We start from the raw sequence: 16,098 nt of genomic DNA, 5'->3' as shown, positions 1-16,098 counted from the left end.
CGAATTACAAATTATTGCGTATTTTTGCGGAGTTTTGGTTCAGCCAAAATGAAAACGCGAGTGATAATCGTTTAAATAAGAAAATATATGTTCAGAACACACACATGTGGAGAACTGAGAATCTCTGATGCAAATAAGCAAGTAACGCTGTCCGGTTGGGTACAGCGCAGTCGTAAAATGGGAGGGATGACCTTCATCGACCTTCGCGACCGTTACGGAATTACTCAATTAGTCTTTAACGAAGAAATCAATGCAGAACTTTGTGAACGCGCCAATAAATTGGGACGTGAGTTTGTCATTCAAATCACAGGAACAGTGAGCGAACGTTTCAGTAAGAACGCTAACATTCCTACCGGAGACATTGAAATCATTGTTTCCGAACTGAATGTACTGAACACTGCCATGACTCCGCCGTTCACCATTGAAGACAATACAGATGGTGGTGACGATATTCGTATGAAATACCGCTATCTGGACTTGCGTCGCAACGCTGTTCGTTCTAATCTGGAACTACGTCACAAAATGACAATCGAAGTGCGCAAATATCTCGATAGTCTTGGTTTTATCGAAGTGGAGACACCGGTTCTGATTGGTTCCACTCCGGAAGGTGCACGTGACTTTGTCGTTCCGTCACGTATGAATCCGGGACAGTTCTATGCACTCCCGCAATCCCCGCAAACATTGAAGCAACTATTGATGGTTTCCGGTTTCGACCGTTATTTCCAAATAGCTAAATGCTTCCGTGACGAGGACTTGCGTGCCGACCGTCAGCCGGAATTTACACAGATTGACTGTGAAATGAGTTTCGTAGAACAGGAAGATATTATCACCACCTTCGAAGGGATGGCTAAACATCTGTTCAAGACTCTTCGCGGTGTAGAACTGACCGAACCGTTCCAGCGTATGGCTTGGGCTGATGCCATGAAATATTATGGTAGCGACAAACCGGACTTGCGTTTCGATATGAAGTTTGTGGAATTGATGGATATCATGAAAGGACACGGATTCTCTGTATTTGATAATGCTGCTTATATCGGTGGTATTTGCGCAGAAGGTGCTGCAACTTATACCCGTAAGCAACTAGATGCATTGACCGAGTTCGTGAAGAAACCTCAGATTGGCGCCAAAGGCATGGTCTATGCCCGTGTGGAAGCAGACGGTACAGTAAAATCAAGTGTAGATAAATTCTATACACAAGAAGTTCTTCAGCAAATGAAGGAAGTATTTGGTGCTAAACCGGGTGACTTGATTCTTATTTTGTCTGGTGACGATGTGATGAAAACACGTAAGCAGCTTTGTGAACTCCGTTTGGAAATGGGTTCTCAACTAGGTTTGCGTGACAAGAATAAGTTCGTTTGCCTTTGGGTCATCGACTTCCCGATGTTTGAATGGAGCGAAGAAGAAGGTCGTCTGATGGCTATGCATCATCCGTTCACACATCCGAAAGATGAAGATATTCCATTGTTGGATACCAATCCCGCAGCGGTACGTGCCGACGCTTATGATATGGTAGTCAACGGTGTCGAAGTAGGTGGCGGTTCTATCCGTATCCACGATGCACAGTTGCAGGCGAAGATGTTCGAGATTTTAGGATTTACTCCTGAAAAGGCAGAGGCACAGTTCGGCTTCCTGATGAATGCATTTAAGTATGGTGCGCCACCTCACGGTGGGTTGGCATACGGGCTTGACCGTTGGGTATCTTTGTTTGCCGGTTTGGATTCTATCCGTGACTGTATCGCATTCCCGAAGAACAACTCCGGTCGTGACGTGATGCTGGATGCGCCATCTACAATTGATCAGACTCAGCTTGATGAATTGAATTTGATTGTTGATATCAAAGAAGGCGAGTGAAAGAATCTGTACGCATATTCCGTTTTATAGTAATCGGTACAATGAATGCCATAATCATGGCGTTGGTTGTATGGTTGATGATGAGAGAAATATCATTCGACGGTGACTATATGGTGGCTAATATAACAGCGTACCTGATAGCTCAGATTCATAACTTTATCTGGTGCAAATATTGGATATTCCCTGTAGAAAATAGAAAGAACAGTCTCTGGAAACAGATACTGCTCTTTTGTTCTGCTTTCGGATTGGCATATACAGCACAATTCTTATTTCTTATTTTATTAGTGGAAGGATTGGATGTCAATGAATATTTGGCGCAATTCCTGGGTCTATTTATCTATGGAGGTGCCAATTTCCTGGCTAATAAGAAACTGACATTTCAATAAGAAAGAATATATAAAGTATATAGAAAGGGCACAGAGTTTAAATTTATAGTTTACTCTGTGCCCTTTCTGTTGTTTATATCCGCGTGCTTTCTTGTCTAATCTAAAAAGCGTTTAGTCAGTCCTTCATACTCGTCAATACGACGGTCGCGCAGGAACGGCCACCAACGGCGTACATTTTCCGAGCGTTCCATATCAATCTCCACTACTATATTTTCCGGTCGGTGGTTTCCGGCCTGTGCCAGAAATTCTCCTTGTGGCCCTGCTACGAAACTATTTCCCCAGAATAAAATACCGTTGGTTTGTCCTGACGGGTCAGGTTCGTGTCCTACACGGTTGACTGAGATAACTGGAAGTCCGTTTGCGACAGCATGGGCACGTTGTGAGATAATCCAGGCATTGAGTTGGCGTGCTTTCTCATCATCCGTGTCGCTGCTTTCCCAACCGATGGCAGTGGGGTAGATTAATAGTTCCGCACCTTTTAATGCCATTAAGCGGGCAGCTTCCGGATACCATTGATCCCAGCATACCAATACGCCCAGTTTTCCTAAAGAGGTCTGAATAGGCTCGAAGCCTATATCTCCGGGAGTAAAATAGAACTTCTCATAATAAGCGGGATCATCAGGAATATGCATCTTCCGGTATTTACCGGCAATACTCCCGTCACGGTCGAAGACAACAGCAGTATTATGATAAAGCCCCGGTGCGCGTTTCTCAAAAAGAGAAGTCACGAGAACTACTTTATTGGCTGCCGCCAGTTCAGAATAGAATCCGGTGGAAGGGCCGGGGATAGGTTCGGCAAGATCGAAGAGGTTTGTATTTTCTGTCTGGCAGAAATAAAGCGAGTTGTGCAACTCTTGAAGCACAATCAGTTGTGCGCCATGTGCGGCACATGCTTCAATGCTTTTGGCCAGGTTCATCAGGTTTACCCGAATATCAGAAGTGTTGGATTGCTGGATAAGTCCGACTTTTATCTTTCTCATGATGAATTTTTATTTTAATCTACTTGTATATTCTATTTTAATCTACCAAATTATTTTAGAACTCCCATCGGATATTGCATGGTAACGCAGTGCAGAGAACCATGCTGTTTGATTAAGGCACGACAATCTATTCCGATGATTTGATGCTTTGGAAAAGCTTGCTGCAATACTTCTCCGGCTTTCCTGTCATTCTCCGGCTGGTTATAAGTCGGGTAAAGGACAGCCTCATTCAGAATTAAGAAATTGGCGTATGTGGCAGGCAGACGTTCGCCGTCTTCTTCTATCTTATCTGTCATGGGTAAAGCCAAAAGCCGGTAAGGTTCTCCTGCCAATGTGCGGAATGTTTTCAGTTGTTCTTCCATGGCAAGCAGTGCTTCGTAATGTTCTTCTGCTTCGTCCGTACACTTCACATATGCAATGGTGTCAGTAGAGCAAAAACGTGCTAAAGTGTCAATATGGCTATCTGTATCATCCCCTGCGAGATAACCATGATCCAACCAAAGCACCTTTTGCAGATGGAAGGTTGATTTCAGATATTCTTCTATCTCTACTTGGTTCAGTTTTCCGTTCCGTTGGGGAGAAAGCAGGCATTCGGAAGTGGTAAGCAAGGTGCCCATTCCGTCACTTTCTATGGAGCCGCCTTCAAGAACAAAGTCCAGGCAGTCTATGTACTGTCCTTTCAAGGCTCCGGCTTCTACGGCTTGTTTAGTGATTTGGTTATCAAGTTCGGCGGCAAATTTCAATCCCCAGCCGTTGAAGGTAAAATCAAGTAGCGAGGGATTACCGGTATCTATCATGGTGATAGCCCCGTGATCGCGTGCCCATGTATCATTGGTCGCGCATTTCAGGAAGCGGACGTTATCCATGTTGACAACAGCACTTATCTGTTTCTTTACTTCTTCAGGCTCGGGAGTGACAATTAATAGTAACTCGCGTTCCGCTATCTCTTTGGCTATCCTGATGAAGCATTCTTGTACCTCTTCCAGCATATATGCCCAGTCTGTACCGGCATGCGGCCACGTCAGTTGTATACCGCTTTGCATATGCCACTCGGCGGGCAAATGAGGGGCTCTCATTTCTACTTGTACGGTCATATTCTTACCGAAGTTCAATTGCAAATCTTTCTCCGAGCCACTAGGACTAGGCAGTCCAACCATAATTCCCATCAGACTTATGTTATTTAGTTATTTATATAATCGGTTTATTCATCCACCGGCAACCGGTATTAATCTTTATTTTCCTGCTTCGGCTTCCGGTCGAAGAACGGATTCTTGGAAGATGCGCTGACCGGAATCGCCATTACCATTTTGCAGTCTTTCAGCCAGTTCAGGCGTTGGGCCGCCAATCCGGCAGAGAACATCACGCGTGTGTCTACACGCAAATCGGCTGCCGTGGCACAGGCTGAACCTATTGCGATGCCAACGTCGATGCTGTTCAGTGCACAAGGAACACCTTCTGTGCGTTCTGCACAAGTCGCAAATCCGCAATGGCCGCAATTCAATCCTTGCGCCTGTTCGCGCGTTCCTATTAATATAACACATTCGGCACTTAAGATGTTGTCGGCATCACGCAGAAAAAACTTCATTCCATGCTCTTCCACCATCGCTATCATAGTGTCCGACAATTGCTTGATTTCTTCATTAGTAATCAAAGCAACTTCAATAATGTCTATCCCTTTTCCCTTGGGAGCAGTGCGTGCGGCAGTCATCATTTGACGTGCTACCTGCAATATATGCTCATGACGAGCGTCTCTTTCGTTCAGTATCATAACTTTTCTTGAATTAATTAGTCAGGCAAAGATAACGTTTTTCAAGAAAATAGTACCTTTGCCGGAAAGAAAGAATTCAAAACGTCATGTTACATATCAATAATGCCTGTATTGCTTTTGGAACAGAAGTGCTTTTCTCCGGTTTTAACCTGAAACTGGAACGGGGAGAAACAGCCTGTATCGTAGGGCAGTCCGGCTGTGGAAAGACTTCGTTGCTGAATGCGGTAATGGGCTTTGTTCCGCTGAAAGAAGGCTCCATTCAAGTAGGAGAGACACTGCTCGACATATCGACCATTGATAGCGTCCGCCGGCAGATAGCATGGATTCCGCAGGAACTGGCCTTGCCGTTTGAATGGGTGAGAGAAATGGTTGCCCTTCCTTTTGAGCTGAAAGTGAATCGTTCTATTCCATTCTCGGAGGAAAGGCTTTATGCTTGCTTTGACGAATTGGGGCTGGAGCATGAATTATATGCAAAGAGAGTGAACGAAGTATCGGGCGGCCAACGTCAACGAATAACACTGGCCGTAGCTGCCATGCTCAACAAACCTCTGATTATCATAGATGAACCGACTTCTGCCTTGGATGCCGGATCAACTGACAAAGTACTGTCCTTTTTCCGGAGACAGGCAGAAAAAGGGGCGGCTGTGCTGGCAGTGTCTCATGACAAGGACTTTGCACAGGGATGTCATTATGTAATAGAATTATAACACGAATCAGATAGAATTATAAGAATATACATTGTGGGAACGATTGACATATCATATTATAATCTTTTTATAGGCTTGCTTCTGCTTGCTATTCCGTTCTTTTATCTATGGAAATTTAAGACGGGACTGCTGAAACCTGCCGTGATTGGTACGTTACGAATGATAATCCAATTATTTTTCATCGGTATGTACCTGAAATATCTATTTCTGTGGAATAATCCCTGGATTAATTTTCTTTGGGTGATTATCATGATATTCGTAGCCGGACAGACCGCATTGGTACGTACCCAACTGAAACGTAGCATTCTCCTGATTCCGATTACTGTGGGATTTCTTTGCAGCGTTGTATTGGTAGGTTTATATTTTATCGGAGTCGTTCTTCAACTGGATAACATTTTCAGTGCTCAATATTTTATTCCTATATTCGGGATTCTGATGGGTAATATGCTTTCCAGCAATGTGATTGCCTTGAATACCTATTATAGCGGATTGAAACGTGAACAGCAATTATACAGATATTTATTAGGCAATGGAGCTACAAGGCAGGAAGCCCAGGCGCCATTTATCCGGCAAGCCATTATTAAGTCTTTCAGTCCCTTGATTGCAAATATCGCGGTCATGGGCTTGGTTGCCCTTCCAGGCACGATGATTGGGCAGATTTTGGGTGGGAGTAGTCCGAACGTTGCCATCAAGTATCAGATGATGATAATGGTAATCACATTCACGGCATCCATGTTATCGCTGATGATTACTATCTCGCTGGCATCACGACGTTCTTTTGATGCATACGGAAAACTGTTGGAAGTAACCAAAGAACCGAAGAAATGACTGTTGTTGACCGGATATTCCATCAGGTAGCTGAAATTTCTATTCCCTGTTTCTTTATTACGGTGGAATTTGCGGCTATGGGCAGCGAAGTGCCCAAGCATATTGAAACTTTCTTGCAGGAAAAGTATAACGCAATTCTTCACGGTGCAAATGGTCGAAAATTCATCTATCGGGAAGAAGAATGGAGATTGATTTTTACTTTTTTCCCTACAGACAAAGTAGTCGATGAAAGGTATGCCTTGAAGAATAAAACCTCTCTCTATATAAAAAAGAAATAAAACTTGCTGTCATCTGTCACATCTTTATGCTTAAATGATTGATTGATGAGTGATTAGAGCGTGACAGCATGCTGTGACAGCAATGTGATGGCAGATGTTGCTGTCACAAGAAGGGATGGGGTAGCTTTGTTTTTCCGGTGAAGCATGTCTTGTTCTGTGTAGGGATAGCGACAGTTTCAACGGTCTGAAACTTTGGTTTCAACAGTCTGAAACTATAGTTTCCCACCGATGAAACTCCAGTTTCAAGCCTTGGAAACTTTTGTTTCACACGGGCGAAACTTCAGTTTCAAGGCGTGAAACCAATAGTTTCATGTGTTGAAACAAATGGTTGTACTGCTTGAAACAAATTATTTCCCCTTGAGCTTCTCATATAAGCAGCGAAGTTGGACGAATTGTTCTCCCGGTTGCACATATCCGCCTTCAAGCATTTTTTCCGATACTTGGAATTTAGAGAGATGATGCCGTATATACTTCTCCAGATCCGGCGATTGCTTTTTGACAAAAGCTTGTAAATCAACCTTTCCGTTTTCATAGATAAAAACTTTTGCTTTAATAGTACGGAAACCCCATTCTTTGCAGTGCTTCGTTTCCGCTTTATCTATCCAGAAGATGGCGGTGGCTTTTACTGTATCTGCAATACATTCTTCCGCATCATCAGCACTTATGTCTTTGGCAGTTTGCTTTTCAGCATTTTCGTTCTGCCTTAATTGGCAGGAAACAAGCAGGGCAACTAATAGAAAATAGGACAGGATAGCTTTCATCGTATTCAATTGTTATAGGATATGCGCCAAATTTACTAAAAAAATGAGAACAAAGGGCGGTTGTTCCTTTTATTTTCTTATCTTTGCAACCAAATTTTCTACCAAATAATGAAAATTAAGGAAATAGTAAGCGCCCTTGAACGATTCGCGCCTCTGCCATTGCAAGACGGATTTGATAATGCCGGCCTGCAAATAGGATTGACAGAAGCGGAAGCAACAGGGGCTTTGTTGTGTCTTGACGTTACCGAAGCTGTGTTGGATGAAGCTGTCGCGTTAGGGTATAACCTCGTTATATCGCATCATCCGCTCATCTTTAAAGGTTATAAATCCATTACAGGCAAGGATTATGTGGAACGTTGCATATTGAAAGCAATAAAGAATGATATTGTAATCTATTCAGCGCACACCAATCTTGATAATGCTCAAGGTGGAGTCAACTATAAGATAGCCGAGAAGATAGGACTGAAGAATCTGAAAGCGCTTGAGCCGAAAGAGAATAGCTTGGTTAAGCTGGTGACTTTCGTACCTTACGCGCAGGCAGATGCCGTACGCGAAGCACTGTTTGCTGCCGGATGCGGAAATATAGGTAACTATGATTCATGCAGTTATAATCTGAAAGGAGAGGGAACCTTCCGGGCAAACGAGGGAACACACCCTTTTTGCGGAACCATCGGAGAACTACACCGTGAGGATGAAGTGAGAATTGAAACCATTCTTCCTATATATAAGAAAGCGGAAGTCGTTAAGGCATTATTGTCTGCCCACCCTTATGAGGAACCGGCTTTTGACTTATATCCGTTGCAGAATAACTGGCAGCAGGCAGGTGCGGGAATTGTAGGTGAATTGGATGAGCCGGAAACGGAACTCGAATTCCTGAAACGCATCAAGAAAACCTTTGAAGTGGGTTGTGTCCGTCATAACAAATTGACAGGCAGAGAAATACAGAAAGTGGCATTATGTGGTGGTGCCGGAGCTTTCCTGCTTCCGCAGGCAATCCGGACGGGTGCGGATGTCTTTATTACAGGAGAAATCAAGTATCATGATTATTTCGGCCATGAAGGTGATATTCTGATGGCGGAAATCGGTCATTACGAAAGCGAACAATATACAAAAGAGATTTTTTATTCTATAATCCGGGATTTATTTCCTAATTTTGCGCTCCAATTGAGTAAAATAAATACGAATCCCATAAAATATTTATAAGTAAAATGGCTAGAGAAGCAAAAAAAGATCCGAATGAGTTGACGGTGGAACAGAAAGTGAAGACTCTGTACCAACTGCAAACTATGTTGTCTAAGATTGACGAGATCAAGACATTGAGAGGTGAACTTCCATTGGAAGTACAAGACCTTGAAGATGAGATTGCCGGTTTGAGTACCCGTATCGACAAGATTAAAGCTGAAGTAGACGAACTGAGAACTGCTATTTCCGGTAAGAAGGTAGAGATTGAAACGGCTAAAGCTTCGGTTGAAAAATATAAGTCACAACAAGACAACGTCCGTAACAACCGTGAATATGACTTCCTGACAAAAGAAATCGAGTTCCAGACACTGGAAATCGAACTTTGCGAGAAGAGAATCAGGGAATATTCTGCAGACAGGGAAGAAAAAGAGATTGAAGTAGAGAAGAACGAACAGATTTTGAACGAAAGAAAAAAAGACCTCGAACAGAAGAAGAGCGAACTGGACGAAATTATCTCTGAAACCAAGCAGGAGGAAGAGAAACTGAGAGACAAAGCCAAAGATTTGGAAACTAAAATCGAGCCGCGTCTGTTGCAATCATTCAAACGTATCCGTAAGAACTCCCGCAACGGACTGGGTATCGTGTACGTACAGCGTGATGCATGTGGTGGTTGCTTTAACAAGATTCCGCCTCAGAGACAGTTGGATATCCGTTCCCGTAAGAAAGTGATCGTTTGCGAATACTGCGGACGTATCATGATTGACCCGGAATTGGCTGGTGTACAGCTCGAACACAAGGTAGAGGAAGCTCCGGCACCGACTACAAAAAGAGCAATCAGAAGAAAAACAGCAGAATAAGCGTTTGCTGTTTCACTATATTTTTCAAAGCTCCGCCTGATGGCGGGGCTTTTTTTATACTCCTTTCTTAACGTTTCCGAAATAAACAAACCAAACCTTTGGTTGTTATCTTATCATTTCATAAAAACCTGAACTGATATGAATATACGAATGTGGGGCACATCGCTCCTTATGTTTCTTTCAACTGTATCTGCGGTTGGACAAACTGCAAACCGCTATCTGAAAGCGCCTCTCCCCGGTGAATGGGAGGAGAGTGGAGAGGTATTTCAACAAACGCTTCCGGTGGACGATCATTGGTGGAAATCTTTCCGGGACACCAAGTTGGATTCTTTGATTGCTTTGGCCGTAGACCGCAATTTCTCTGTCGCAATGGCCATCAACCGTATATCCGCCGCCCGTGCCAATCTTTGGATGGAGCGTAGCAATTTCTTTCCTTCCGTCGGACTGAATGCCGGATGGACTCGCCAGGAAACAAGCGGAAATACAAGTGCCTTGCCCCAATCTACGGAACATTATTACGACGCTTCGCTCAGCATGAGCTGGGAAGTTGACATCTTCGGAAGTATCCGTAAACGGGTGAAAGCGCAAAAGGAGAATTTTGCCGCAAGCAAGGAGGAATATACAGGAGTGATGATTTCTATGGCAGCGGAAGTAGCCTCAGCCTATATCAACCTGCGGGAATTGCAGCAGCAACTTGAAGTAGTGAAAAAGAATGCCGCTTCGCAGGAAGAGGTACTGAAAATCACGGAAGTACGCTATAACACCGGACTTGTCGCCAAATTGGATGTCGCACAGGCCAAGTCTGTTTTGTATAGCACAAGAGCTTCCATTCCGCAACTGGAAGCCGGCGTCAACCAGTATATTACAACATTGGCTGTTCTGCTAGGCATGTATCCCCAGGAAATCCGTCCTGTCTTGGAAACGGTAGGAACACTGCCCGATTATATGGAACCCATCGGAGTGGGGATGCCTGTCGATTTATTATTGAGAAGACCCGATGTGCGGAGCGCGGAACGGAACGTAAACGCACAGGCGGCATTGCTCGGAGCTTCTAAAGCCGACTGGTTACCGAAAGTTTTTCTGAAAGGTTCGTTTGGTTATGCTGCACGTGATTTGAAAGACTTGGTGAAAAGTAAAAGTATGACTTATGAGATTGCTCCGGCATTGAGTTGGACGATTTTCAATGGCGGGCAGTTAGTCAATGCCACAAGACTGGCGAAAGCCCAACTGGACGAAACGATTAACCAGTTTAATCAAACGGTGCTGACTGCCGTACAGGAAACTGATAATGCCATGAATTCCTATCGAAATTCTATCAAGCAGATTGTGGCACTGAGAGAAGTGCGCAATCAAGGCATCGAGACATTGAAACTTTCCTTAGAGCTTTATAAACAGGGACTTTCACCTTTCCAGAATGTGCTTGACGCACAGCGTTCGCTATTATCTTATGAGAATCAGTTGGTACAGGCAGAAGGAAGTTCGTTGTTACAACTCATTGCCCTTTACAAAGCCTTGGGCGGTGGATGGCGAGAATAATAGAATCTATAAATAAAATATAACCTAACGGATATGAAAAAACTAATGTATATCTTTCTTGCGCTGCCGATATTGACAGGCTGCAAGGAGAAGAAGAGCGCAGGAGCGATGGGAGGGATGCCTACTCCTGAAATTAGCGTGACCAAACCCATAGTGGAGGATATTACCCTGACGAAAGATTACCCGGGTTATCTGACAACGGAGCAAACGGTCAACTTGGTGGCAAGGGTAAATGGTACATTGCAGTCCACTTCCTACACTCCGGGAGGAAGGGTGAAGAAAGGGCAGTTATTGTTCGTTATCGAACCTACCTTATATAAGGATAAAGTGGAACAGGCGAAAGCGGATTTGCAAACTGCCCGGGCGCAACTGGAATATGCACGGAGTAATTATAGCCGTATGAAGGAAGCCATCAAGAGTGATGCGGTAAGTCAGATACAGTTGCTTCAGTCGGAAGCGAATGTGACAGAAGGCATTGCAGCCGTGAATAATGCGGAAGCGGCTTTGAGTACGGCACATACGAATTTGGGATATTGCTATGTCCGCGCTCCTTTTGACGGGACTATCACGAAGTCGACAGTGGATATAGGAAGCTATGTAGGCGGAGCATTGCAGCCCGTGACACTAGCTACTATTTATAAGGACGACCAAATGTATGCGTATTTTAATGTAGCGGATAACCAATGGCTGGGAATGGCGATGAACAACAGTAAGCAATCGGCAAAGAATCTGCCACAGAAGATTATGGTACAACTGGGTAAGGACGGAACGGAATCTTATCCTGCCGTATTGGATTATCTGTCTCCGAATGTGGATATGAGTACGGGAACATTGATGGTGCGTGCCAATTTTGATAATCCGAAAGGAGTTTTGAAGAGTGGGTTGTACGTGAGTATTACTCTTCCTTATCGGGAAGCCAAAAAAGCGGTATTAGTGAAAGAAGCTTCTATCGGAACCGATCAGTTAGGTAAATATCTGTATGTTGTAAATGACTCGGATATAGTTCATTACCGCCATATTGAGATCGGCCAACTGATGGGTGATACCTTGCGCCAGGTGATGAGCGGGATTTCTCCGCAAGAGCGGTATGTCACGGAAGCTCTGATGAAAGTCCGGGACGGAATGAAGGTGAAGCCCATACCATAAAGGGAAGTTCTTTCATTTTAAGTATTAATCCTAAACTCATAGATCTATGTTTTCTAAATTCTTTATAAACCGACCGATTTTTGCTACGGTGCTTGCCCTGCTCATCGTGGTAGCCGGTTTGGTGACACTAAATATATTGCCTGTTGCGCAGTTCCCGGAGATTACACCGCCAACGGTACAGGTATCCGCCGTTTATCCGGGAGCAAATGCCGAGACGGTGGCTCAAACGGTAGGTATTCCTATCGAGCAGCAAGTGAATGGTGTGGATGGTATGCTCTATATGTCTTCCAATTCCTCTTCTTCGGGAGCGTACTCTCTGACTATCACTTTTGCTGTCGGTACGGATATTGATATGGCAACCGTGCAAGTACAAAACAGGGTAAGTATTGCACAATCTTCGCTTCCCGAACCGGTAGTGGTGCAGGGAGTGACAGTACAGAAACAATCTTCGAATATTGTTATGTTCCTGACGATGACTTCACAGGATTCTGTCTACAATAGCTTGTATCTGACCAACTACGCTAAATTAAATCTTGTCGACCAACTGACACGTGTACCGGGAGTCGGTGCGGTGAACGTTATGGGAGCGGGAGATTATTCCATGCGTGTCTGGCTGGATCCCGAAGCCATGCGGATTCGTAATATTTCACCACAACAGGTCTATCAGGCCATACAGTCACAGAATGTGGAAGTTTCTGCCGGATATATAGGTCAGCCCATCGGACAGAATAACAAGAATGCGTTTCAATACACTCTGAATGTGCAGGGAAGGCTTAATTCGCCGGAGCAATTCGGTGATATCATCATCCGGACAGAGAAAGATGGAGCGATGCTTCGCCTGAAAGATATTGCCCGGATTGATTTGGGTTCCGCTTCTTACAGTGTGGTGTCCCGGCTGAATGGAAGACCTACGGCCGCCATCGCTATTTATCAGCAGCCGGGTTCAAATTCATTGGATGTCTCGAAGGGAGTGAAAGCCAAGATGGAGGAATTGGCTGCCAATTTTCCGTCAGGAGTTTCTTATAATGTAACGTTGGACACGACGGATGTGATTCATGCTTCTATTGACGAAGTAATGGTGACGTTCTTTGAGACAACCTTGCTGGTGGTACTTGTTATTTTCCTGTTCCTTCAGAATTGGAGGGCGGTTATTATTCCTTGTCTCACTATTCCCGTTTCTTTGATTGGTACGCTTGCTGTGATGGCGGCATTTGGTTTCTCTATCAATACGCTGACTTTGTTCGGATTGATTTTGGCCGTTGCCATTGTGGTGGATGATGCGATAGTGGTAGTGGAAAATGCTTCGAGGTTGTTGGAAACCGGGCAATATTCACCTCGTGAGGCTGTGACGAGGGCAATGGGAGAGATTACGGGCCCGATTGTAGGTGTGGTTCTTGTGCTACTCGCCGTGTTTATTCCTACAATGCTGATTAGCGGTATTTCCGGCCAATTGTATAAACAGTTTGCCTTGACTATCGCTGCTTCAACGGTGTTGAGCGGTTTTAATTCATTGACATTGACTCCTGCGCTTTGTGCGTTGTTCCTTGAAAAGAGTAAACCATCCAAGTTCTTCATTTACAGAGGATTCAATAAAGCTTATGATAAAACGCAAGGTGCGTATGACGGAATAGTGAAATGGTTGCTCAAACGTCCGGGATTCAGTTTTATATCTTATGCCATTCTGACGGTGATTGCTGTTTTGCTCTTTATGCATTGGCCTTCTACGTTTGTTCCCGATGAAGATGACGGGTATTTTATAGCTGTGGTTCAGTTGCCGCCGGCTGCCAGTTTGGAACGCACGCAAGCGGTTGGAGATAAGATAAATGCCATGCTTGATTCGTACCCTGAAGTACAGAATTATATCGGTATCTCGGGTTTCTCCGTTATGGGCGGTGGAGAGCAGAGCAATTCGGCCACTTACTTTGTCGTACTGAAAAACTGGAGTCAGAGGAAAGGGAAGGAGCATACGGCTGCTGCCGTTGTCAATCGTTTCAACGGTGAAGCGTATATGACGATTCAAGCTGGGCAAGTATTTGCGATGGTGCCGCCGGCTATTCCCGGCTTGGGAGCTTCGGGCGGTCTGCAACTTCAAATAGAAGACCGGAAAAATCTCGGACCGACTGAGATGCAACAAGCCATCAATGCACTGTTGGCTTCTTATCACACCAAACCTGCTTTAGCTTCCATATCCAGTCAGTATCAAGCAAATGTACCACAATATTTTCTTAATATAGACCGTGATAAAGTGCAGTTTATGGGAATTGCCTTGAATGATGTATTTTCTACATTGGGATATTATATGGGAGCGGCCTATGTGAACGATTTTGTAGAATTCGGACGTATTTATCAAGTGAAAATTGAAGCACGCGATCAGGCTCAACGGGTCATTGATGATGTGCTGAAGTTGAGTGTGCCGAATTCGGCAGGAGAGATGGTTCCTTTCTCTTCCTTTACGAAAGTGGAAGAGCAGTTGGGGCAGGATCAAATCAATCGGTATAATATGTATTCTACGGCGGCTTTGACTTGCAATGTAGCTCCCGGAAGTAGTAGCGGACAGGCTATTCAGGAAGTGGAAGCGCTCTTCAATGAACAGTTAGGAGATGAGTTCGGTTACGAATGGACGTCTGTTGCCTATCAGGAAACGCAAGCGGGCAGTACGACGACTGTCGTTCTGATTATGGCTCTGGTTGTTGCTTTTTTGGTTTTGGCTGCCCAATATGAGAGTTGGACAAGCCCGGTAGCGGCTGTCATCGGATTGCCGGTAGCACTGTTGGGAGCAATGATCGGATGTTTGGTTATGGGTACTCCGGTGAGTATTTATACACAAATCGGTATTATTCTGTTGATTGCTCTTTCGGCAAAGAACGGAATCCTGATTGTGGAATTTGCCCGTGATTTCCGTGCCGAAGGAAACTCTATCCGTGAAGCGGCATTTGAAGCAGGACACGTTCGTCTGCGTCCGATTCTAATGACGTCTTTTGCTTTCGTCTTAGGAGTGATGCCATTGTTATTCGCTACTGGAGCAGGTGCGGAAAGCCGTATAGCATTGGGTGCAGCAGTGGTATTCGGTATGGCTATGAATACGCTGTTGGCAACGGTTTATGTTCCTAACTTCTATGAATTGATGCAAAAATTGCAGGAGAGATTCAGCAAGAAGAAAGTGGATGATAATGTGAAGAAAGACATCGTAACACAAGAGTAAAAGTGCCCTGAGGACTATCTAGAGCGGTGGTAATTATAGTGACGCTATCCGTTCGGGATGGCGTCATTATAACAGGCAAATAGCGTCACTATCCGCACAAGATAGTGACGCTATTTTTATGCTATGGATAAAGTGTATTTTTGAGGATTGAATGAACGGATGATTATAGGGAATTGTAATCAGGAATATCTTTCAGAAAAGTATAGCTCTGATTTTCATAATCCATCCGGCAGCAATAATGTTGCATCCCGTTGCTGACAATCAGATAATCTACTTTCAGCACCATATTATATCGGGTAATCTGGTCGAAAACCGCTTGCGTGATTTCGATATGCGGAGCTTTATATTCTACAATCATCCGGGCGGATAAATCTCTCCGGTAGAGCACCGTATCGCATCTTTTTGTGGTGCCGTTCAACTTAACCATCACTTCATTGGCCAGGAGTGCGGACGGATACCCTTTGTGTGCAATAAGAAAGTGAACGAAGTGTTGCCGTACCCATTCTTCAGGTGTAAGGGCGACATATCGTTTGCGAATCACGTCAAAAATTACATTTTTTCCGTTTCGTACGTTTATTTTAGTGTCGAATACTGGTAGGTTTAACGATAACATTTA

15 protein-coding genes are annotated in these 16,098 nt (G+C 44.3%); 10 read left to right on the top strand and 5 right to left on the bottom strand.

Annotation, left to right across the window (positions count from 1 at the left end; all coding sequences use genetic code 11):
• Nucleotides 1–87 precede the first annotated feature (87 nt).
• On the top strand, nt 88–1,851 hold the full coding sequence (gene aspS / locus BQ7997_RS08345) for an aspartate--tRNA ligase (protein WP_073345408.1): 1,764 nt from the start codon (nt 88–90) through the stop codon (nt 1,849–1,851).
• Nucleotides 1,848–2,237, top strand: a complete 390-nt coding sequence (locus BQ7997_RS08340; protein ID WP_073345405.1) for a GtrA family protein — start codon at nt 1,848–1,850, stop codon at nt 2,235–2,237. Before aspS ends, BQ7997_RS08340 begins: the two co-directional genes overlap by 4 nt.
• A 95-nt stretch (nt 2,238–2,332) precedes the next feature.
• Here the strand turns inward: BQ7997_RS08340 and BQ7997_RS08335 are convergent, their stop codons facing one another.
• Genes BQ7997_RS08335 through BQ7997_RS08325 form a run of 3 tightly spaced genes read right to left on the bottom strand, consistent with a single transcriptional unit; the run spans nt 2,333 to nt 4,985 of the window.
• Nucleotides 2,333–3,217, bottom strand: a complete 885-nt coding sequence (locus BQ7997_RS08335) for a carbon-nitrogen hydrolase (protein WP_073345403.1) — start codon at nt 3,215–3,217, stop codon at nt 2,333–2,335.
• A 50-nt stretch (nt 3,218–3,267) separates the two neighbouring features.
• Complete coding sequence (locus BQ7997_RS08330) at nt 3,268–4,383, bottom strand: agmatine deiminase family protein (protein WP_073345400.1); 1,116 nt, start codon at nt 4,381–4,383, stop codon at nt 3,268–3,270.
• Between the two features lie 59 nt (nt 4,384–4,442).
• On the bottom strand, nt 4,443–4,985 hold the full coding sequence (locus BQ7997_RS08325; protein ID WP_073345398.1) for a ferredoxin domain-containing protein: 543 nt from the start codon (nt 4,983–4,985) through the stop codon (nt 4,443–4,445).
• 86 nt (nt 4,986–5,071) lie between these two features.
• Between BQ7997_RS08325 and BQ7997_RS08320 the strand changes: the two genes are divergently transcribed.
• The 3 genes from BQ7997_RS08320 to BQ7997_RS08310 are packed head-to-tail and all read left to right on the top strand — an operon-like array spanning nt 5,072 to nt 6,798.
• Nucleotides 5,072–5,692 carry an ABC transporter ATP-binding protein gene (locus BQ7997_RS08320; protein WP_022137474.1) on the top strand — a complete coding sequence of 207 codons (621 nt, stop codon included), beginning with the start codon at nt 5,072–5,074 and terminating at the stop codon, nt 5,690–5,692.
• Between the two features lie 33 nt (nt 5,693–5,725).
• On the top strand, nt 5,726–6,520 hold the full coding sequence (locus BQ7997_RS08315; RefSeq protein WP_022137473.1) for an ABC transporter permease: 795 nt from the start codon (nt 5,726–5,728) through the stop codon (nt 6,518–6,520).
• Nucleotides 6,517–6,798, top strand: coding sequence for a hypothetical protein (locus BQ7997_RS08310; RefSeq protein ID WP_022137472.1), 282 nt, complete (start codon nt 6,517–6,519; stop codon nt 6,796–6,798). The genes BQ7997_RS08315 and BQ7997_RS08310 overlap by 4 nt, the downstream gene beginning before the upstream one ends.
• Before the next feature lie 347 nt (nt 6,799–7,145).
• Here the strand turns inward: BQ7997_RS08310 and BQ7997_RS08305 are convergent, their stop codons facing one another.
• A complete protein-coding gene (locus BQ7997_RS08305) occupies nt 7,146–7,559 on the bottom strand; it encodes a DUF4891 domain-containing protein (protein ID WP_073345395.1) in 414 nt (137 codons plus the stop codon).
• 108 nt (nt 7,560–7,667) lie between these two features.
• Here BQ7997_RS08305 and BQ7997_RS08300 point away from each other — a divergent pair, with 108 nt between their 5' ends.
• The 5 genes from BQ7997_RS08300 (at nt 7,668) to BQ7997_RS08280 (ending at nt 15,482) form a co-directional block, all read left to right on the top strand.
• Nucleotides 7,668–8,762, top strand: coding sequence for a Nif3-like dinuclear metal center hexameric protein (locus BQ7997_RS08300; protein WP_073346466.1), 1,095 nt, complete (start codon nt 7,668–7,670; stop codon nt 8,760–8,762).
• A gap of 5 nt (nt 8,763–8,767) precedes the next feature.
• Nucleotides 8,768–9,598: a zinc ribbon domain-containing protein gene (locus BQ7997_RS08295; RefSeq protein WP_022137469.1), complete on the top strand. Its 831-nt coding sequence runs from the start codon at nt 8,768–8,770 to the stop codon at nt 9,596–9,598.
• 138 nt (nt 9,599–9,736) lie between these two features.
• A complete protein-coding gene (locus tag BQ7997_RS08290; RefSeq protein ID WP_073345393.1) occupies nt 9,737–11,134 on the top strand; it encodes an efflux transporter outer membrane subunit in 1,398 nt (465 codons plus the stop codon).
• A 33-nt stretch (nt 11,135–11,167) separates the two neighbouring features.
• Nucleotides 11,168–12,280: an efflux RND transporter periplasmic adaptor subunit gene (locus BQ7997_RS08285; protein ID WP_073345390.1), complete on the top strand. Its 1,113-nt coding sequence runs from the start codon at nt 11,168–11,170 to the stop codon at nt 12,278–12,280.
• A 46-nt stretch (nt 12,281–12,326) separates the two neighbouring features.
• Nucleotides 12,327–15,482, top strand: coding sequence for an efflux RND transporter permease subunit (locus tag BQ7997_RS08280; RefSeq protein ID WP_073345388.1), 3,156 nt, complete (start codon nt 12,327–12,329; stop codon nt 15,480–15,482).
• A gap of 163 nt (nt 15,483–15,645) precedes the next feature.
• Here BQ7997_RS08280 and BQ7997_RS08275 read toward each other — a convergent pair whose 3' ends face one another.
• Complete coding sequence (locus BQ7997_RS08275; protein WP_073345385.1) at nt 15,646–16,095, bottom strand: type I restriction enzyme HsdR N-terminal domain-containing protein; 450 nt, start codon at nt 16,093–16,095, stop codon at nt 15,646–15,648.
• Between the last annotated feature and the right edge of the window lie 3 nt (nt 16,096–16,098).

Source organism: Bacteroides congonensis (genome assembly GCF_900130125.1).
GTDB lineage: Bacteria > Bacteroidota > Bacteroidia > Bacteroidales > Bacteroidaceae > Bacteroides > Bacteroides congonensis.
This window is presented reverse-complemented; position numbering and strand designations above follow the sequence as displayed.